This is a genomic window from Corallococcus sp. EGB (genome assembly GCF_019968905.1).
In the GTDB taxonomy this organism is placed as follows: Bacteria; Myxococcota; Myxococcia; order Myxococcales; family Myxococcaceae; genus Corallococcus.
In genome coordinates, this window is record NZ_CP079946.1 from 8,744,497 (window position 1) to 8,763,465 (window position 18,969).

An 18,969-nucleotide genomic window follows, 5' to 3' on the forward strand; every position below is an offset into this window, starting at 1 on the left:
CTGACGGCTTCACGCCGCCGCTTCCCACGTGCCGGTGAACGCGTCGAAGCGGCGCACGTTGACGCTCAGCGCCCGGTACACCTGCGTGTCCGGCCCCACGTCCACCGGCGTCCCCTCCGGAGGCACCGTCAGCCGGTCGAAGCGCGCGCCGGTGAACCAGCGGTCCGGCCGCGGCTCCAGGACGAAGAGGCCCTCGTCGTCCAGGTCCACCTGGATGGGCACGAAGTCCACGCGCTGGAGCTCCACGGGCGGTGGGAAGTCCAGCGCGACGCGGAAGGGCACGCGCGCCGCCGCCTGGGTCGCGACGCCCTCCAGGACCAGGGAGCGCCCTCCCATCACGTCCGCCTCCGTGCCGAGGGCGCTCGACGGCGGCTGGAGCAGCAGCGACAGCGACCGCGCCAGGCCCGCGATGCCGGGAGAGCGCCCCAGCACGCGCGCCTGCCCCGCGTCCGCGAGCAGGTCGAAGACCACCTCCCGGTCCCACTCGCCCAGCACGCGGCCTCCGGAGAAGAAGTCCCCTTCGTGCGCGTGCGCGGTGGGCAGCAGCACGTCGCCCAGCCGGCGCAGCAGGGCCTGGGGCTGGAGGGGCGACGCCTTCTCGAACAGGTAGATGGGCCCCAGCACCAGGCGCGCGGTGGTGAGCGTCACGCGCCAGCCGGTGTCGGTGGTGAAGGCGCCCACGGAGGGCTCACCGGGCGCGAGCCCCGTGCGCAGGCCCATGCGGAAGGTGATGCTCCGGCCGCCGGTGCCGGACAGGCCGCAGCCCGCCGCGAGCGCTCCGCCCAGCATCCACGTGAAGGCACGACGCGAACAGCGCTTCATGGCCGGTCCTCCTGGAGGTCCAGATAGACGGTGAGGGTGCCGCGCACGGTGCGAGGCGCACCGGCGGAGAAGTGGCGCGTGGCCAGCAGGGACGCGGGCGCGCCGGGGCCTCGGAAGTTGGACACGTAGTTGAACTCGGACTCGCGCCAGCGCGCGTCCAGCAGGTTCTCCACCGACAAGCCCAGCTCCACGGCGCGCCAGCGTGCACGCGCCGCCACGTCGAAGAGGAAGATGGATTCGCTGTAGCGATCCAACGGCAGGGGCTTGGGCCCGATGGCGCTGTGCCCCAGCGCCACGCTCCACCCCACCGGCTGCCGGGCCACGGTGGCCGTGCCCCGCCATGAAGCATCCACGCGGCCCAGGAGCTGCGGGATGTACGGCAGCACCGCGCCATCCCACAGCCTCCACGGCGAGGCCCCGGGCAACGGCTGTGTCGCGCGGGCCCACGCGAGGCTCGCCTGCACGTCCAGGCGCTGCTCCCATTGGAAGCGCGCGCTGCCGAACGCGCCCAGCCGCTGCGACGGCCCGATGGGCTGGTTGCGCCCCGTCGTCTCGCTGAACACCAGGTCCTGCGACACGCGCGTGGCGAACACGGCGCCGCGCAGCTCCAGAAGGGAAGGTCCGTCGCTCCACCTCCAGCCGAGGCCCGTCTCCCCGGAGGTCACCCGCGCGTAGGGGGCGAACTCCGCGTCGGACAGGCCGGCCGCGTCACTGGACCGCGCTCCCAGCCCCGCGCTGGTCAGCCACGTGAGGCGGGGCGTCAGGCGCACCTCCGCGCTGGCCCGGGGGCTGGCGAAGAAGCCATAGGCCTCCACGGACTCCTCCGGGATGCGAGCCCCCTGCCGATCCTCCGCCGGCCGGTTCAGGTCCTCCACGCCGAACAGGAACGTGTCCATGCGCACGCCGCCGCGCAGCGTGAGCCACTCCAGCGGCGCGCCCCGCAGCGACAGGTACGCGCCCAGGTTCGTCACGCGCACCTGGTTGTCGAACACGGTGGCGTAGGGAGCGCCGCCCCTGTCGCGCAGGCGCCGCGCGCGGGTGTGCACGTTGTCGTAGCGGGCCACGTAGCCCAGCTCCACCGGCTGCGGCTGTCCCACCCAGGTGACGCCCGGCGTGTAGCGGCCGCGCAGCCCCACGGTGGTGCCCTGGTAGGACTGCTCCGTGTTGTCGCCGCGCTGGGCCTCGCCAATGGGCGGCGTGTCCTGGAGGAAGCCGGTGAAGTTCTCGCGGCTGCGCATCTGCCGGGCGAGGGCGAAGGCCTGCTGCACGAAGCGGCCTCCGCCCTCCAGCCGGGACGTCAGCTCCACGGAGGCGATGTGGCGCTGGCTCGCGCCGCCCTGGTTCGGGTCGTAGAGGCAGAAGAACTGCGAGTCCGCGGCCGCGTCGCACGGCAGCCGCGCGTCCACGACGTCCGTCTCCCGCACCACGCCCGCGGAGGAGTAGCGCGCGCCATAGCTCGCGCCGAACAGGCGCAGCTTCGTCTCCGCGCCCAGGCGCAGCTCCGTCTGGGCCATCAGGCCCGCATTGGCATAGGCGCGGTTGGGGCCGAAGCCGTGCCCCTGGCGCAGGAGCACGCCGACGAAGGTCGCGGCGGTGGACTCGGGAGGCCCCCACACCAGGGACAGCCGGCGCGACGCGAAGCTGCCGGAGCTGGCGGACGCGGTGATGCCCCGCCGCTCCAGCCCCAGCTGGTACTCCACGGTGCCCGCGACGCCGAAGTCGCCCTGCGACGGGTCGTAGGGTCCCTCCGTCACGCGCAGGGACTGCACCAGCTCCGGGATGATGAAGTACGTGTCCGCGTAGCCGTGGCCATGGGCCTGGGAGACCTCGTTGAGGGGCACCCCGTCCAGGCGCATCTCCACGTCCTTGCCCTCGCCCGCGTCGAAGCCGCGCAGGTAGACGGTGTCCGCGTGCCCTTCCCCACCGTGGTTGGCGAGCATCACGCCCGGCGCCAGCAGCATCAGGTCCGTGGCCGAGTTTCGAGGCACATCCGCCAGCTGCCCCACCGTGATGTGGAAGTCCCCGACGGCCACCGGTGGCGGTGCCACGGACTGCCCGCGCACCGTGGTGGAGAGCGTGGGCGGCTCCGGCTTCGCGGGCTCGGGTGGCTCGGGCGCGGAGCTCGCCCCCCCGGTGTCCTCCGCCACCGGCTCGAACGTCACCGGCACGTCCACCCGCACCTCCAGCGGCTCCGCCCCCCGACGCGCGGGCTCGAAGCGCCAGCGCAGGGCCGCCGCCATCGCGGCCCGGTCGAAGGCCACGCCTCCGGACTCCCTCACCTCCACCTGGGCCACCTCACCCGCGGTGTCGATGGTCAGCCGCAGCAGCACGCGCACGGCCTCCGTCAGCGCGGGCTCCTCCGCCGGCATCACGGGCGGCGGCGCCTCCACGGGCACGGGCGGCGTCACGGGCACTTCGGGCGACGCGCTCAACAGCCAGAGCACCAGCGTCGGGATGAACACGGGCAACGACCTCGGCCGGCGGGGCCCACCCGGCACGGGCGGTCCTCCCAACGGCCGCCCGTGGATATCGCAACCCGGGCTTGACTTGCAACATGGTTACAAATACCAACCAACTGCATGAACCAACGACGCAAGTGGACGCGGGGCCTGCTGGCGGGCGCGCTGGCGCTCATGGCCGCGGGCTGCGGCGACGCCGTGGCGCGGGGCGACGTGCGGGTGACGTTGAGCGGCGGGGACGGCACGCAGCGCGGCTACGCGGACCACCTCTTCCAGGACGGCTGGTCCGTGCAGTTCACGAAGTACCTGGTGTCCCTGGGGGACTTCACCCTCACCTCCGCGGCCGGCGACGTGCGGGCCACGACGGAGCACCTGCTGGTGGATGTCCAGAAGGGGGACGTGCCCCTCGCCGGCCTCAAGGACCTGGAGGCGGGGCGCTACGGCGTGGCCTTCCGCGTGAGCCCTCCGGAGGCGCGCACCGTGGCGGGCGCCTCCGTGTCCGCGGACGACCTGGCGATGATGCGCGAGCGCGGCTTCAGCTACTTCGTGGAGGGCCGCGCGCAGAACCGCGACCCCACCCTGGGCCTCTACACCTTCCGCATGGGCTTCCCCGTCAACGCGCGGATGGTGGACTGCATCAACGGCGTGGACGGCACCCAGGGCATCGTCGTGCCGGAGAACTCCGTGGCGGAGGCGGAGGTCACCATCCACGCCGAGCACATGTTCTACGACCGGCTGGGCACCCACCGCGGCGTGCAGCTGCGCTTCGAGGCCATCGCCGCCACCGCGGACGCCCACCACGTCATCACGCCGGAGGGGCTGGCGTCCCAGGACCTGCTGGACCTGCGCGGTCTGGACGGCGGCGAGCTGCGCGACGCCCAGGGCAACCCCGTCGTCTACCAGCCCGGCGCCTACGCCCTGCGCACGCTCCAGGAGTTCGTCACCCAGAGCATCGTGGATCAGGCACACCTCAATGGCGGCGGCGTCTGCACCGTCGCCGCGCCGTAGGGCCTCCCCGTCACGGGAAGGCCCCGGCGGGGCGTCACGCCTTGGGCGCTTCCTTCGCGGCGCGCTGCGCTTCGACCTCGCGCCGCACGTCGTCCATGTTCAGCGCGCGCACCTGCCGCAGCAGGTCCTCCAGCGCGGCGGCCGGCATCGCGCCCGGCTGCTCGAACAGGAGGATGCCGTCCCGGAACACCATCAGCGTGGGAATGGAACGGATCTCGAAAGCACCGGACAGCTCCGGCTGCGCGTCGGTGTCGATCTTCCCGAACACGATGTCCGCGTGCTTGTTGGAGGTGCTCTCGAAGATGGGCGCGAACGCGCGGCACGGACCACACCAGGTGGCCCACCAGTCCAGGATGACGATGCCGCTCTTGCCCACCGTCTCCTTGAAGTTGTCCTTCGTGATTTCGAGCGTCGCCATGATGGCCTCCTAACGAACGTCCAACAGCTCCACCTCGAAGAGGAGGGTGGCGTTGGGGGGAATCACACCGGCCGCGCCGCGCGAGCCGTAGCCCAGCTCCGGCGGGATGGTGAGCTTGCGCACGCCGCCGACCTTCATGCCCGCGACGCCCTGGTCCCAGCCCTGGATGACGTGGCCGGCGCCCAGGGGGAACGTGAAGCCCTGACCGCGATCACGGCTGCTGTCGAACTTCTTGCCGTCGGTGAGCGTGCCCACGTAGTGCACCGTCACCCGCTTGCCAGCGACCGCTTCCGCCCCGGTCCCGACCTTCACGTCCTCTACCTTCAAGCTCATGCCAGGCTCCCTTGGCGGGGAATCCGCCGTGGAAAGATGCGCACTCTAACGCCGTGCACAGCCTCCCGCCTCCCTGAATGCCCCGCCCCCTGGCCGGAATGAAAAAGTGGCGGCGGGGAGCCGGATGGTACCGGACCCCCCGCCGCCAGCTCCTGCCATGGAGACAGTGTCTTCAGGCTTCAGGTCAGAACGTGCCACCCACGTTCAGCGCGCCCACGTAGCTGCCACCGCCGCCCGCGTCACCACCACCCGGGTTGATGTTCGGCGCGAACTGCTTGTCGAACAGGAAGTTGTAGTAACCCCGCAGGTCCGCCGTGAAGTGGCCGAAGTGGCCTCGCACGCCCACGCCCGCCGGCACGTTGCCCACGGTGTCGTCGTGGTAGCCGAGCGCCTCACCGCCGCGGAAGTGGTAGTTGTTGATGCCGATGCCGCCCAGCAGGTAGGGCTGGACCGCCGTCGGCGTCATGGCGAGCGTCAGGGCCGCCTGGCCACCGTTACGCACCAGGTCCGGACCGCTCGAGGCGCCCGCGGAGCCCGCGTTCTTGATGTTGTTCAACGCGCCGGTGTAACCGACCTCCACGCCCAGCACGGACGTCGGCTTGATGGACGCCGTCACGTTCGCGGAGGGGCCGGGGGCCAGCTGCGGAGCCAGGGCGCCGGTGTAGCCTTCCACACCGCCACCGATGAGGAGCGTCAGGCCCTTCTTGACGTTGTGGCTCTTCTTCTCCACCTCCAGCGGCTGGACCTCCTCGTTGGCGTTCGCCGTCGGACGGAAGTCCGAGGGAGGCGGAGTCGTCAGCCCGCTACCCCCCGTGGCCTGCTCGCCGGTCACCGTGCTTTCACGCTGACTCATGCCGCCGCTGCTCGTACCGGACGGCGGCGGAGGGGGAGCAGGAGGCTGCGCCGCGGGAGGAGGCGGTGCCGGAGGCTCGCTCTGCGGCGTAACGCCACTGCCCCCAGTACCGCTGCCGCCCGTACCGGACTGGTTTGTCGGCTCGCAGCGCAGCGGCATGTTCAGGTAGACCGCGCCGCTGCCACCCGTGGCGTTCGCGCTGGAGCCGCTCATGCCCTGCTCGCTGCTGCCCAGGTTCTGGCTGCTCTTCGAGGTCCCGGACGAGCCGCTGCCGCCCGTGCCCTGATCCACCGGCACCTCCTCGATGAGGATGTCCTCCTGGCCCTGGCCCTGCGAGGACTGCGCCGACATGTCCTTGTTGTGGTCCTTGTGGACCGCCGTCTGCCCTGGAGGGCAATCCTTCTCGGCCGCCCCCGCCCCCGTCCCATACATGAGCGCCGCGATGGCGCCCGCCAGAATTTTCGCTTTCATCCAATCCCTCCATCGTCGACTGACCGACATGAAGGTTGTCTTGCGAGGGACATCCGGCAAGCCTTGCTCGGGAGGTCAAAGACAGCCGACCTGCCCGCCTGCCCTCCAGGGGAGAGGGCGTGGCTTCAGAGCCACTTCACGGGGGCGGAGGGCCCGGCCGCCTCCCCGTCCAGCGTCAAAGACAGACGCGGAAACGCATCCGTCACGCGTCGCGCAGCCAGGCCGAGCCGGTGACGACAGGCAGTTGCAGCGCGCGCTCACGGTCCAGGTCCAGGTTGCCGATGTGCAGCGACAGCGGCGCCTGCACCCACTTGTAGATGGACTGCTGGAACAGGCGCACGAAGCGGTCCACGTACCCGCCCAGCCGGTCCGCCTCCACCTCCGGGAACATCGCGGTGAGCGCGGTGCGCATCTCCGCCGGGGTGAGCTTCTCGCCCGCGTGCAGGTAGAAGCACGCGTCCAGGATGGGGAAGGGCATCAGCTCCTCCTCGCCCACCTGATCATGCGCCAGCTCCGGCCCCGCGGGCTTGGCCAGCACCTTGCGGATGCCCTCGTAGCCGGTGGTCTCCTGCAGGTAGTCCAAGAGGTACATCACCACCGTCTTGGGCACGTTGGCGATGACCGCGAGCGCGCCCATCAGGTCGCCGCCGATGGTGGTGTAGCCCACGGACTTCTCGCTCATGTTGCCCGTCTGGAGGAACAGGCCGCCGCAGGAGTTGCTCCAGTTCCACATGCGCTGGGCGCGGATGCGGGCCTGGATGTTCTGCTCGGTGATGGGGGTGAGCTTCGTCTCGCCCAGCATCTTCTGGGCGGCGGCCTTCTCCCGCTCGAAGGCCTCCTCGATGGAGACCACCTGGAAGGGCACCCCCAGCTCCCGCGCGATGGTCTCCGCCGCGTCGCGCGTCTGCTGGCTGGAGTAGGGGCTGGGCATGTAGAACGCCTGGATGAGCGAGCCCGGGTCGTCCGGCCGCGCGCGCTTCGCGTACCGGTGCGCGATGAGCAGCGTGAGCAGCGAGTCCCGCCCGCCCGACAGCGCGATGCCGAACAGCTTGAAGGCGCGCGTCTTCTCGAAGTAGTCGCCCACGCCCAGCGACAGCGCGTCCAGGATGTCCTCGCACAGCGCCACGCGCGCGGTGCGGCGGGTGTCCGGCGCGGGCAGGAAGAAGCTGCGGTGCGGGGGCACGGGGTATGACAGCTTCTGGCGCTCGGTCCTCACCGCCTGCGTGCAGTCCAGGGTGGGCACCTTCCCGCCGCCGGCCGACACCCAGTCCTCGCGGTCCACGCGCCAGGTGGTGTTCTCCGTGCGCAGGCGCAGCGTGCGGTCCAGGTCCACCACGGCGGAGCTGAAGCCCTGCTGGAAGCGCGGCGTCTCCAGCACGTGGCGGCCGTTCTGGTTGATGAAGCCGCCGCCGTCGAAGATGAGGCCGTCGTTGCTGCCCACCGCGTTCGCGTAGGCGATGGTGACCTGGTGGTCGGACGCGCGGGTGGCGATGAGCTCGCGGCGCGTCTCCCAGAAGCCCAGCCGGAAGGGGGACGCGGACAGGTTCACCACCAGCTCTCCGCCGGAGTACGCGCGCCGGCGCATGGGGCCGTCCGCGCTCCAGATGTCCTCGCACACCTCCGGCGCCACCGTGCCGAAGTCGAACTGGAAGAGGTAGTCACCCAGCGGCACGCCCCGGTGCTCTTCCGCCATGCCCGGCTGGCCGTGGCCGAAGGTGCGGCCCTCGTAGAAGACGTTGTACGTGGGCAGCTTCTCCTTGGGGACCAGGCCCAGGATTTTGCCGCCCGCCACCACCGCCGCGCAGTTGAGGCGCACGCCCTGGTGGGCCACGCCCACGCCCAGGATGCTCACCAGGGGCAGCGCCGCGGTCTCCTTCGCGAAGCGCTCCAGCTCCGGCCACTGGTGGTCGATGAAGCCCTGCCACTGGACCAGGTCCTCCGCCGGGTAGCCGGCGATGACCTGTTCGGGGAAGACGCCCAGCGTGACGTCCTCCGCCGCCATCTTCCTCGCCAGGTCCAGCACCCGGTCGGTGTTCGCCTGGAAGGCGCCCACGGTGGTGTTGACGCTGGCGATGCCAATCTTCACGAGCCGCATGGTGCGTCGCTCTCCCTCGGAAGGCGTGATGCCCCGAGCAATGCGCGCAAGCGGGGGCCAGGGCAAGCGGATGATGCGGCCCGAAGCCCCCGGCGTTCAGTGGCCCGCCGGGACAGGCGCCCCTGGCTAGTTCAGCGGCCCGGTGGGGCGCACCGGCTGCAGCTGGCTCAAGAGGTCGCTCACGTCCTCCAGGACGGCCTCCAGGCGGCGCCGCACGTCCAATTCACCCAGGAGCTCCTGCCGCCGGCCGGGCTCCGGAACCAGCGCGGACGCCACCACGTCCGCCAGCATGCCCCCGCCCGCTCGCGCGGCCACGGGCATCAGGCTCTCCGCGAACGAGGGCGGCACCCGGCCGGCCAGCTCGAAGACGGCCTGGCGCAGCTGTTCCTCCTCGGGCCCCGTGTAGGGCGCATCCGGCAGCACCTGGGCGCGCACCTGGCGGTAGGGCGCGTCCGGCGGCAGCTCCTGCACCATCCGCACCCGGCTGACGCCCTGGAGGAGGATGTTGTAGCGCCCCCCCTCCACCTGTTCTTCCCAGACGATGACGCCCGCGCACATCAGGGGCTGCAGGGGCGGACGGCCCTCGTAGTTCCCCTCCCAGCCCGGCTCCAGCTGGCCCAGGGCCAGCACCCGGTCCGTGGCGAGCGCGTCCTTCACCAGCGCCCGGTAGCGGGGCTCGAAGATATGCAGGGGAATCACGGTGTGCGGGAACAGGACCGCCGACGGCAGGGGAAACACCTTCAGCGCACCGGCGGCGCGTTCCACGGTCTCTAGTGCGGTCATGGTCACCCTTCCCGTGTGTAAGCCCCCGGGGCATGGGGCGCATTCCAATCAGGCAGGCATCCGGGCCCGGCGTCCCGGTGGCAAGGGCCCCGGGTTCCGCTAGGGTGCGCCCCCGAATGTCCTCCACCGAGCCTTCCCCCCAGACCTCCCCGGCCGCTCCGGCCGCTGCCGCCCCGAAGCTGTCCTGGTACCGCCGGCTGTATCTGCGGGTGGAGTCCGCCGCCTCCACCCCGCATGCGCTCGCCACGATGATGGCGGTGTCGGTGGTGGATGGCTCCATCTTCCCCATCCCGCCCTTCGCCGTGCTGGTGCCCATGGTGCTCGCCCAGCCGAAGAAGTGGGTGCGCTACTGCCTGCTGGGCACCCTGGCGAGCCTGGTGGGCGGCTTCATCGGCTACGGGCTGGGGGCCTTCGTGGGTGGGGGCATCACGCAGCTGCTCCACATCGACCTGGACGTGCGCGTGGACCGCTTCGGCGTGTCCGGCACGGTGGGCGAGCTCCTGGGGCAGAACTTCTGGGTGCTGTCGCTGCTGTGCTCCATCCTGCCCACGCCGTTCAAGATCGTCGCCATCGGCAGCGGCCTGGTGTCGGTGCCGCTGGAGCGCTTCCTGCTGGCGTCCATCATCGGCCGGTCGGTGCGCTTCTTCCTGGTGGGGGGCGTGGTGCGCTTCTTCGGCCCCACCGCCCGCAGGTGGCTGCGCGTCTGACGCGCGTTCAGCCGCGGCGCGCGCCGCCCACCGCGCCGCGCGCCGCCCGCTCCGGGGGGCCGCCCTCCAGCACGGCCTCCACCGTGGCCAGCAGCACGTCCGGGCGCACCGGCTTCTCCAGCACCCGCCGGGCCACGGTCTCCACGAAGGCGCGCGCCTCCGGTGACGACGCTCCGCCGGAGATGAACACCGTGCGCGGCACCAGCTCGGGCGCCTCCTGCTCGAGCCGCCGGTACACCGCGATGCCGTCCATGCCCGGCATCTGCAAGTCACACAGCACCACGTCGAAGGACTCGCCCGCGGCCACCCTCGCCAGCGCGTCCTCGCCGCGCGCGGCGGTGACGACCTCGTGGGTGGGCTCCAGCAAGAGGCGCATGGACTGCGCCAGGCGAGGCTCGTCGTCCACGATGAGCACCCGGCCCTTGCGCCCGGAGGCCGCCGCCCGGGGCCCGGGGGATTCCCCGTCGCGCGCCACGGCGTGCAGCGGCGGCGAGGACGGACGCTCCGCGCTCCGCACGGGCGCGGGCGGCAGGAGCAGCGTGAAGGTGGAGCCCTGGCCCGGCACGCTGTGCACGCGCAGTTCGCCCCCGTGCGTGCGGACGATCTGCTGACAGATGGCGAGCCCCAGGCCGGTGCCCGCGTCGCTGCCCTTGGTGGTGAAGAACGGGTCGAAGATGCGCGGCAGGACCTCCGGCGGGATGCCGACGCCGGTGTCCTCCACCTCCACGCGCGCGTGGCCGGACGCGTCCGTGCCGGTGCGCACGCGCACCTCATGGTGCGGGCCGGCGTCCCCTTCCGGGATGGCCTGCATGGCGTTCACCAGCAGGTTGAGCAGCACCTGCCCCAGCCGCGCCTCGCTGCCCAGCACGCGCGGCACCGGCCCGAAGTCCTCCACCAGCCGCGCCCGCGAGCGCAGGGCGTGCAGCACCACGCGCACCGCGGGCGGCACCAGCGCGTTCAGGTCCACCAGGCCGCGCTCCGGCGCGCCCTCGCGGCTGAACACCTGCAGGTCCCTCACGATGAGGCGGATGCGCTCCGCGCCCTCCTGGGCCCCGCGCACGCTCGCGAGCGCGTCGCGCACGCCCTGCGGGGCCTGCGCCCCTTCCGCCTCCAGCATCTTCCGGGCGGACTCCAGGTTCAGCGCCAGGTAGGCCAGCGGGTTGTTGATTTCATGGCCCACGCCCGCGGCCAGGGTGCCCACGGCGGCCACGCGCTCGGCGGCCACCAGCCGCGCCTGCAGCTCCTTGGTCGCGGTGACGTCGCGGTGGGTCGCCACGAAGTGCGTCACGGCCTGGCCGTGGGCGCGCACCGGGGACAGCTGCATCTCGCTCCAGACGCGCGTGCCATCCGGCCGCGTCAGCGCCACCTCCGCGCGCAGCGAACGCCCGTCGCGCAGCGCCTCCCAGAGCCGCTGCCGGTCCCCGCCGTCGCCGGACGCCAGCAGCTCCCCGGGCGCCGTCCCGACGAGCTCCTCGCGCCGCCGGCCCACCAGCGCGCACAGGGCCTCGTTGGCGAAGACGGTGTGCAGTGCGCCCGGCTCGCGCACCTCGCAGATGAGCACGCCCTCGTGCACCGCGCGCACCGTGGTGGCCAGGAGCTCCAGCAGCTCCACCGCCTGACGGCGCTCCGCGCGCGCCGCCGCGAGCAGCAGGCCCGTCAGCGCGGTGATGCCGATGAAGAGCTGCAGCACCACCAGCCCGCGGTGCGGCAGGTCCCCCGTGAAGAACGGGCCGCGCTCCCGCGCCGTCCCGGCGATGGCCGCCAGCGCGATGAAGAGCGAGGACAGCGCCGCGCCCCGCAGCCCGAAGCCCAGCGCCGCCCAGGCCATCAGCGGGAAGAGCAGGAACGTCAGCGCGTGCGCCGCGCCCGAGCCCGGCATCGGGAAGGCGAAGACGCCCACGCACACCGCCGCCGTCAGCGCCGCGAGCAGCAGCGCCTCCCAGGAGCGCTCCGCGCGCCGGGGCCTGCGCAGGAGCAGCACCGGCGTCACCAGCAGCATCCCCAGGAGGTCCGCCATCCACCACAGCCAGCCGGAGGGGCCCCACGACGCGACGGGGACCACCCCGCCCAGCACGAGCCCCAGCGTGCCCGCCCCCGAGCCCACGAGCGCCCCCAGCCCCGCGCCCGCGCCCAGCCACACGACGTCGCGCACGCGGTGCAGCTCCCGCGCGCCCTGCATGCGCCGGAAGAGCAGCGCCGCCAGCACCGCCTCCAGCGTGGAGCCCAGCACGACGGACAGGCCCACGTCCGGAGTCACGTCCATGGCGTACGCCACCGCGCCCGCGCCCAGCGCCACCGCGGGCCAGCGCGACACGCCCAGCAGCAGCAGCCCGCCCAGGGCCACGCCCGACGGCAGCCAGACGGGGCAGATGTGGCTCTGCTCCACGGCCAGCGACAGCGCCACCCGCGCGGCCAGCAGATACACCGCCGCCAGCGCGAGGACCTCCACGAGGCCCCGGACCGGGAACGCCGCCACACGGGCCTGAGGACGACCTTGGATGATGACTCCCCCCATCCCTCCCGGGCCGTGACAGCGGCCGGAGGAACATGCGTCATGCTAGCGGGGAAGGCAGGGCGTTGCACCCCATCCGCCCGCGGGCCCGCCCGCCAGGCAGGCGGTGTCCGGCAGGGGATGCAATGGACGCCCTCCAGGACCGTAGGAAGGGACAAGGAGGAACGAATCCATGTCGCGTCCCGGTCTTGCTGCGCTGCTGTCGTTCTTCATCCCCGGCGTGGGGCAGATCTACAACGGTGACATCCTGCGCGGGGTCTTCTGGCTCATCATCACGCCCGGCTTCTGGCTGGGCACCGGCGGCCTCCTCGGCTGGGTGTGCCACGTCATCGCGGCGGCCACCGCCTACAACCGCGCCGAGGACAAGGAGCGCATGAGATACGGCATGGGCTAGTCCCGCGGCCCTTGGAGCGCGGACATGAAAAAGGGGCCCTGAAAGCCCCTCGCCCACCGCCGCCCCGGTGCCCGCATGGGCCGGGGCGGTGTCATTTCCAGCCGCCTCAGGTGTTGAACGCGTCGGGCAGCGGCTGCGGGCCCGGGATGATGCCGGCGATGTCGGGATCCTCTTCGCCCGGACCACGCGCCGGACGGTTGTCCTTCTCGTTCTTGCGCTCGACCTTCCTGGCGTCCTTCTCACGCTGCTTCTGCGCGCGCGCCAGCTCCTTCTGCCGCTTGGTGGACCTTCCCTGCATGAAACCTCCGGGGGAAACATTTGAGCGAAAAAGAGGCCCGGCCCCGGAAGGACCGGACCTCGTGGATGCGTGAAGAGCAGCCGAGCCCGTCAGGCTCAGCCGACCGGGCGGACGTTCTCCGCCTGCAGGCCCTTGGGGCCCTTCTTCACGTCGAATTCGACCTTCTGGCCCTCAGCCAGGGTGCGGAACCCGTCGGACTGGATCGCCGTGTGGTGGCAGAACACGTCCGGGCCCCCGCTGTCCTGCGTGATGAACCCGAAGCCCTTCGCATCATTGAACCACTTCACCGTACCACTTGCCATGATCTGCTTCCTTGTCCCACTAGCAGCCCGCGACATCGCTCGGCTGCCTGCCCCCCGTGACTTTCGGGGCGAAGACCGCGCCTTAACCCGCCACAGGCGTGAAGTCGAGCCGGGAACCCCTCCCGCCCTTCCTCACGCCGTCGAAGGTAATAACCTCGATCCAGCGGTGAAACGCATTCTCGGGGCGGGACATTTCCCGCTGGCTGACGCTCCGGGCGGCCAGGGGTGACAGGTTTCGGGTAAGGCGGTGTTTCGGAATAGATTCTAGGGCCGAACACTTCCGCTTGAACGTGTCCTATCGTGGACAGTGCCCGTCCCCGCTCCACCCTGCCGTCCCCCATCCGTGAGGCGTCCCCCCCTGTGACAAACCCGACCCGTGTGACCTTTGGCCAGCGTGACGCCTCCTTCGCGGAGGATCTGAAGCGGCGCGTCTCCGAGTACTTCGAGACCCGGAACCTCTCTCAGCGGGCCAACAAGGCGATGTACGTGAAGGCCCTGTCCATCATGGGCTTCACCGCCGGGGTCTACGGCCTCCTGCTCAGCGGTCACTTCAACGCCTGGGGCATGCTGGGCCTGGCCGTGCTGATGGGCGTGGCCATCGCGGGCATCGGCTTCTGCATCGGCCATGACGGCGTCCACGGCTCCTACAGCGACGACGCCAGGGTGAACGCGGTGGTGGGCTTCGCGTTCGACCTGATTGGCGCGAACAGCTACATGTGGCGCATCACCCACAACGTCCTGCACCACACCTACACCAACATCCAGGGCATGGACGAGGACCTGACGGTGAGCCCGCAGCTGCGGCTGTCGCCGTACAGCGAGTGGAAGGGGTACCACCGCTTCCAGCACCTGTACGCCTTCGCGGCGTACTCGCTGACCACGGTCTTCTGGGTGTTCGCCAAGGACTACAAGTACTTCTTCCAGAAGGACCTGGGCCCCTACAAGGGCAAGAAGCACGCGCGCGCGGAGTGGGTCCGCATGCTGGCGATGAAGGCCGTGTACTACGGCTGGACGCTGGTGATTCCGTGGATGGTGCTGGACGTGACCTGGTGGCAGTTCGTGCTGGGGCAGCTGGCCATGCACCTGACGGCGGGCTTCATCCTGGGCATCGTGTTCCAGCTGGCGCACGTGGTGGAGGACGCGGAGTTCCCCGTGCCGGACACGGACGGCAAGGTGGAGGACGCCTGGATGGTCCACCAGCTGCGCACCACGGCGAACTTCGCCCGCAGGAACCGCCTGCTGAGCTGGTACGTGGGCGGCCTCAACTTCCAGGTGGAGCACCACCTGTTCCCCAAGGTGTGCAGCATCCACTACCCGGCCCTGAGCGAAATCGTGAAGGCCACCGCCCACGACCACGGCCTGCCCTACCTGGAGGCGGAGACCTTCCGGAGCGCCGTGGCCTCGCACTACCGGATGCTCAGGATGCTGGGCCGCCCGCCGGTGGCGGACCCCGTCACGGAGGACGCCAAGCCGAAGCTCGCCGTGGCGGCCTGAGCCACGACGCTGTCCGGCGTTCGTCGCCAGGGGCCGTCCTCCCCACGCGGGAGGCGGCCCCTGTCGCTTTTCAGGCGCCCGCGGTCCGGAGCGCGGCCAGGAGGTCGCCCGCCGAGGCCACCACCGCGCGAGCGCCGTGCGCGTGCAGCTCCTCCGCCGCGCGGAAGCCCCAGCTGACGCCCACGCCGTACATGCCCGCGGCCTTCGCCGTGTCCATGTCCACGGAGGTGTCCCCCACGAAGCCGCACGCGTCCGGCGCCACGCCCAGCTCCGCCGCCAGGGCCAGGGCCGCGGTGGGGTCCGGCTTGCGGGGGATGCCGGGCCGCTCGCCGTACACGGCCGTGAAGCGCACGGAGGGCAGCAGCCGCGCCGCCAGCCGCTTCACGAAGTCGTCGGACTTGTTGCTGAGCACGCCCAGGCGCACGCCGTCCGCCGCCAGCTGGACGAGCGCGTCCTCCACGCCCGGGTAGGCGCGCGTCCGGTCGAACAGGTGGGTGTCGTAGTAGGCGTGGTAGGTGGACAGCACCTGGCCCTGGAGCTCCGGAGGTGCCCCGCCCGTGGCCCGCTCCGCCAGCTTCGCCACGCCCTCCCCCACGAAGCGCAGGTAGGCGGCCTCCGGGTGCGGCGGCAGGCCGTGCCGCGTGAGCGCGTGGTTCATCGCCGTGGCGATGTCCCCCAGCGAGTCCACCAGCGTCCCATCCAGGTCGAAGAGCACGGCGCGCAGGCGCATGACGGCGGAAGTCCCTTCCTTGAAAAAACGCGAACGCCCCGACCCATGCAGGGTCAGGGCGTCTTTTGTAAAGCGCGGACCCCGGAACCGGCCGGGATCCGCCGCGAAGCTTCAGCTCAGGGCGTGGCGGCGGCGGTCTTCTCACCGGTCGCCGAGCCACCGGCCTGGATGACGGCGAAGTTGATGTTGCTGTAGCCGGCCGTGGCGCAGCTGAACATCACCCGCTTGATGACCTTGAACTGGACGTCCTTGTTGGCCTGGATGTTCACGTCGCCCTTGAAGGCTTCGCCACCGCCGGCCATGGAGTGCAGGTCCTCGAACTGCTTCTTCATGTCCCGCAGCTTCTCTTCCAGCGCGGGGATGTTGAGGTACTCGTCCTTGGTGAGGTCCTCCACCCGGCCCACGATGGTGCCCGACACGCTGACCTGGTCGTTGGACACCATCACCACCGGGTGCATCTCCACTTCCTTCACGTTGACCGCTTCGGGGAGGACGATGTCCTTGGTCATCATCAGCACCTCGCCCGTCGCGGAGAAGTTCGCGATGAGGAAGAGCACGATGATGACGAACATGTCGACGAGCGGGGTGATGAGCAGGTCGGCGTTGCCGTTCTTCTTGCCGTGACCGCCGTGGCCGAAGACCTTGGAGTGCTCCAGCCGCTTGCCGTACCGCTTACCGGGAACCTTGATGCCCATGGCGTTCGCTGACTCCTGTTAGCCCATCGCCGCGGAGACCGACACCTGGGGCAGCCCGGAGCCGATGCACTCGTCGATGATGCGGACCAGGTCCTCGTAGCGGACCGCGTCCTCGGTCTGAAGGGTGATGGCGGACTGGTCTGGCAGCTGCGCCTTCAACTCCTTGAAGCGCGCAATCAGCTTGGTCAGGTCCGGCCGGCCCTTGTCATCCCGGGTGAGGGGAATGGGGTCGAAGGCGCTCTGGTCGGCGGTGAGGCGCATCTCCGTGGGCGACACCAGGAGGGTGAGCTGGACCGTCTTGGTCTTCTCCTCCTCCTGCTGCTCGTCCGTGGAGGCCCCGCCGGCCTGCGACACCTGGAGACGGCCAATCTGCGTCCAGACCGCCGTCATGATGAGGAAGCTGATGGTCACTGCCATCAGGTCGATGAAGGGCACCATGTTGATGGCGGTATCGAGCGGCTTCTTGCCACCCTTCCCGCCGGTGCCCAGGTCCATTCCGCCGGCCATGGCGACTAACCTCCCAACCCACCGCGCGCTTCGCGCACGAACGACGTTTCAAGAAGACTGCGAAGGAAGGCGCGCTTCCCGGTGCTCCCCATGCCTCGGGGTGTCCAGACAGCGCGCCCGTACCGCCGGTTCCACATCCACCGCTCTACCGCGCGAGGAGGACTACTCCTCGGCGTGGGCGGAGGCCGGGATGTTCAGGTTCTTGAACTTGTCGCGGTTGGCCACGATGAGGTTCAGCACGGAGACGCTGGTCTCGTTGATGTCGTTGATGAGGCCCTGGGTGCGGCCCATCAGCACGGAGAAGGCGATGAGCGACGGGATGGCCGTGAGCAGCCCGAAGCCCGTGCAGTTCATGGCTTCGGAGATGCCGTTCGCCAGAATGGTCGCCTTGTCGGCCGGGTTCACGTTCGCCACCGCCTCGAAGCAGGTGATGAGACCGTTCACCGTGCCCAGGAGGCCCGCGAGCATCGCCGCGTTGCCGAGCATCGCCAGGTAGCCCGTGCGCGCCTCCAGGCGCGGCGTCTCACGCAGGCTGGCCTCGTCGAGCGCCGCCTGGACCTCTTCCTGGCCCTTCGGCACGTTCATCAGGCCGGCCTTGATGACGTTGGTCAGCGGCGTGCTCTTCTGGCCGGCCACGTAGTTGATGGCCTTGTCCAGGTCACCCGCGTAGATGTGCTTCTTCAGCCCGCGCAGGAAGCCTTCCTTGTTGATGGAGGCCTTGCCGAACAGCACGATGCTGCGCTCGATGATGATGGACAACGCGATCACCAGACAGACCGCGATGGGGTACATACCCGCCTGACCGGACTCCCAGCGGCGCCCCAGTTCCTGCAGGAAGGTCTCATTGCCGCTGGCGGCGTTGGCGAGGACGGACAGATTGGCTGCGAACCCCAGGTTCATCACGGAAAGCCTCCAGATGGGCGGCCCGGCGCGGGCTTGCGCGCCGTTCCGCACTGCGACCGGCCGGGTGGACATCCACCCAGGTCAGCGGCAGGAATTTTGGATCACGGTGCCGCCGAGTCTAGGAACCGCTCCCAGGCGTGTCAAGGCAGGCACCCTCAGCGTTAGTTACTGAAATCTCACAGGAATTTTGCGTTGGCGCGTGGCTTGCCAAGTCGCTCCGCAGGGCACATGACGGGCCCTTTTTCGCGGCTTGCGCAACGAGCATGCCAGCGATTTGGGCACCTTGGAATGACGTGTTAGGCGGGAAAACCATGGCCAGGAAGCGCATTGGGGAGCTGCTGGTGGAGCGCGGGGCGATCACCCCCGCGCAGTTGGAGGCGGGGCTCGCGGCGCAGCGGCAGACGCGGCAGCGGCTGGGGGTGACGCTCATCGGGCAGGGCGCCATCACGGAGGCCACGCTGGCCCAGGCGCTCAGCGAGGCCCTGGGGATGCCGCAGGTGGACCTGGCGGCGATCACCCCGGACTGGGCGGCGGTGCACCTGCTTCGCGCGCGCTTCTGCGAGCAGCACGACCTGTTCCCGTACGCCCTGGAGAACGTGGGCGGCAAGCGGCAGCTGGTGGTGGCCATGGCGGACCCGCTGAACATCACCGCCATTGAAGAGATTGAGTTCACCAGCGGCCTGAAGGTCAGCGGCCGGGTGACGGCGCTGTCCGCGGTGCGCGGCGCCATCCTGCGCTACTACCACAAGGTCCCCGTGGCCACGGGCCCCCGCCCCGCCCCGGCGCGTCCGCCGGCGAGGGCGGCTCCAGCGCCCGCGCGGCCGGCGGTGGAGGACGACGACGAGGAGGTCATCGTCGGCGAGGAGCTGCCCGCGTCGGAGAAGACGCAGCGCACGTCGCTGGCGGACCTCATCCGCGAGCGCGAGGAGCAGGCGAAGCGCAAGCGCGGCGGCGCGGGGGACAAGGCCAGGCCGCGGCCGTCCTCCAGCGGGGGCGGCGTGCTGGATGACCTGGACTACCTCTTCGGTCAGGCGGCGCGCGAGGAGCCGGACCGGCTGGAGGAGCTGGAGCGCCGCTTCTGGGCGCTGATGCGCATCATGGCGCGCAAGGGCCTGCTCACGAACGACGAGTTCCGGCGCGAGCTGGACGACGAGGGCGGCGAGGGCTGAGGCGCCGCCCCCGCGC

The 18,969-nt window shown here is 70.8% G+C and carries 19 protein-coding genes; 5 read left to right on the forward strand and 14 right to left on the reverse strand.

Features of this window, described 5'->3' with window-relative positions; all coding sequences use genetic code 11:
- Window positions 1-9: 9 nt before the first annotated feature.
- Both KYK13_RS35695 and KYK13_RS35700 read right to left on the reverse strand, forming a co-directional pair.
- Window positions 10-822 (reverse strand): hypothetical protein, encoded by an 813-nt coding sequence (locus tag KYK13_RS35695; protein ID WP_223639112.1) that lies wholly within the window; start codon window positions 820-822, stop codon window positions 10-12.
- A complete protein-coding gene (locus KYK13_RS35700; protein ID WP_223639115.1) occupies window positions 819-3,284 on the reverse strand; it encodes a TonB-dependent receptor domain-containing protein in 2,466 nt (821 codons plus the stop codon). Before KYK13_RS35700 ends, KYK13_RS35695 begins: the two co-directional genes overlap by 4 nt.
- Window positions 3,285-3,401: 117 nt before the next feature.
- Here KYK13_RS35700 and KYK13_RS35705 point away from each other — a divergent pair, with 117 nt between their 5' ends.
- Entirely contained in the window at window positions 3,402-4,289 is an 888-nt protein-coding gene (locus tag KYK13_RS35705; protein WP_223639118.1) for a hypothetical protein, read from the forward strand.
- A gap of 34 nt (window positions 4,290-4,323) precedes the next feature.
- Here the strand turns inward: KYK13_RS35705 and trxA are convergent, their stop codons facing one another.
- The 5 genes from trxA to KYK13_RS35730 all read right to left on the reverse strand — a co-directional run bounded on the left by trxA (window position 4,324) and on the right by KYK13_RS35730 (window position 9,242).
- Window positions 4,324-4,707, reverse strand: coding sequence for a thioredoxin (trxA, locus tag KYK13_RS35710; RefSeq protein ID WP_223639122.1), 384 nt, complete (start codon window positions 4,705-4,707; stop codon window positions 4,324-4,326).
- Window positions 4,708-4,716: 9 nt separating this feature from the next.
- Entirely contained in the window at window positions 4,717-5,040 is a 324-nt protein-coding gene (locus tag KYK13_RS35715; protein ID WP_223639125.1) for an FKBP-type peptidyl-prolyl cis-trans isomerase, read from the reverse strand.
- Window positions 5,041-5,224: 184 nt separating this feature from the next.
- Entirely contained in the window at window positions 5,225-6,364 is a 1,140-nt protein-coding gene (locus KYK13_RS35720; protein WP_223639128.1) for a hypothetical protein, read from the reverse strand.
- A 202-nt stretch (window positions 6,365-6,566) separates the two neighbouring features.
- Window positions 6,567-8,459: an NAD(+) synthase gene (gene nadE, locus KYK13_RS35725; protein ID WP_223639131.1), complete on the reverse strand. Its 1,893-nt coding sequence runs from the start codon at window positions 8,457-8,459 to the stop codon at window positions 6,567-6,569.
- Between the two features lie 126 nt (window positions 8,460-8,585).
- Window positions 8,586-9,242 carry an LON peptidase substrate-binding domain-containing protein gene (locus tag KYK13_RS35730; RefSeq protein ID WP_223639135.1) on the reverse strand — a complete coding sequence of 219 codons (657 nt, stop codon included), beginning with the start codon at window positions 9,240-9,242 and terminating at the stop codon, window positions 8,586-8,588.
- Window positions 9,243-9,358: 116 nt separating this feature from the next.
- On the opposite strand from KYK13_RS35730, the gene KYK13_RS35735 reads away from it, so the two are divergent.
- On the forward strand, window positions 9,359-9,949 hold the full coding sequence (locus tag KYK13_RS35735; protein WP_223639139.1) for a YqaA family protein: 591 nt from the start codon (window positions 9,359-9,361) through the stop codon (window positions 9,947-9,949).
- Window positions 9,950-9,956: 7 nt separating this feature from the next.
- Here KYK13_RS35735 and KYK13_RS35740 read toward each other — a convergent pair whose 3' ends face one another.
- Window positions 9,957-12,425 (reverse strand): MASE1 domain-containing protein, encoded by a 2,469-nt coding sequence (locus KYK13_RS35740; RefSeq protein WP_223639142.1) that lies wholly within the window; start codon window positions 12,423-12,425, stop codon window positions 9,957-9,959.
- Between the two features lie 208 nt (window positions 12,426-12,633).
- On the opposite strand from KYK13_RS35740, the gene KYK13_RS35745 reads away from it, so the two are divergent.
- On the forward strand, window positions 12,634-12,855 hold the full coding sequence (locus tag KYK13_RS35745) for a hypothetical protein (protein WP_223639144.1): 222 nt from the start codon (window positions 12,634-12,636) through the stop codon (window positions 12,853-12,855).
- Window positions 12,856-12,961: 106 nt separating this feature from the next.
- On the opposite strand, the gene KYK13_RS35750 is transcribed toward KYK13_RS35745, so the two are convergent.
- Together KYK13_RS35750 and KYK13_RS35755 are read right to left on the reverse strand one after the other, a co-directional pair.
- A complete protein-coding gene (locus KYK13_RS35750) occupies window positions 12,962-13,153 on the reverse strand; it encodes a hypothetical protein (RefSeq protein ID WP_223639147.1) in 192 nt (63 codons plus the stop codon).
- Window positions 13,154-13,248: 95 nt separating this feature from the next.
- Window positions 13,249-13,455, reverse strand: a complete 207-nt coding sequence (locus tag KYK13_RS35755; protein ID WP_014400218.1) for a cold-shock protein — start codon at window positions 13,453-13,455, stop codon at window positions 13,249-13,251.
- 360 nt (window positions 13,456-13,815) lie between these two features.
- On the opposite strand from KYK13_RS35755, the gene KYK13_RS35760 reads away from it, so the two are divergent.
- Window positions 13,816-14,949, forward strand: a complete 1,134-nt coding sequence (locus tag KYK13_RS35760; protein ID WP_223639149.1) for an acyl-CoA desaturase — start codon at window positions 13,816-13,818, stop codon at window positions 14,947-14,949.
- 70 nt (window positions 14,950-15,019) lie between these two features.
- Here the strand turns inward: KYK13_RS35760 and KYK13_RS35765 are convergent, their stop codons facing one another.
- From KYK13_RS35765 to KYK13_RS35780, 4 genes are all read right to left on the reverse strand, one after another.
- Window positions 15,020-15,679: an HAD family hydrolase gene (locus KYK13_RS35765; protein WP_223639151.1), complete on the reverse strand. Its 660-nt coding sequence runs from the start codon at window positions 15,677-15,679 to the stop codon at window positions 15,020-15,022.
- Between the two features lie 116 nt (window positions 15,680-15,795).
- Window positions 15,796-16,374 carry a biopolymer transporter ExbD gene (locus tag KYK13_RS35770; protein WP_223639153.1) on the reverse strand — a complete coding sequence of 193 codons (579 nt, stop codon included), beginning with the start codon at window positions 16,372-16,374 and terminating at the stop codon, window positions 15,796-15,798.
- An 18-nt stretch (window positions 16,375-16,392) separates the two neighbouring features.
- Entirely contained in the window at window positions 16,393-16,881 is a 489-nt protein-coding gene (locus tag KYK13_RS35775) for a biopolymer transporter ExbD (protein ID WP_223639154.1), read from the reverse strand.
- Window positions 16,882-17,043: 162 nt separating this feature from the next.
- Window positions 17,044-17,781, reverse strand: coding sequence for a MotA/TolQ/ExbB proton channel family protein (locus KYK13_RS35780; RefSeq protein WP_223639156.1), 738 nt, complete (start codon window positions 17,779-17,781; stop codon window positions 17,044-17,046).
- A 314-nt stretch (window positions 17,782-18,095) separates the two neighbouring features.
- On the opposite strand from KYK13_RS35780, the gene KYK13_RS35785 reads away from it, so the two are divergent.
- Window positions 18,096-18,953, forward strand: a complete 858-nt coding sequence (locus tag KYK13_RS35785; RefSeq protein WP_223639159.1) for a general secretion pathway protein GspE — start codon at window positions 18,096-18,098, stop codon at window positions 18,951-18,953.
- Window positions 18,954-18,969 lie beyond the last annotated feature (16 nt).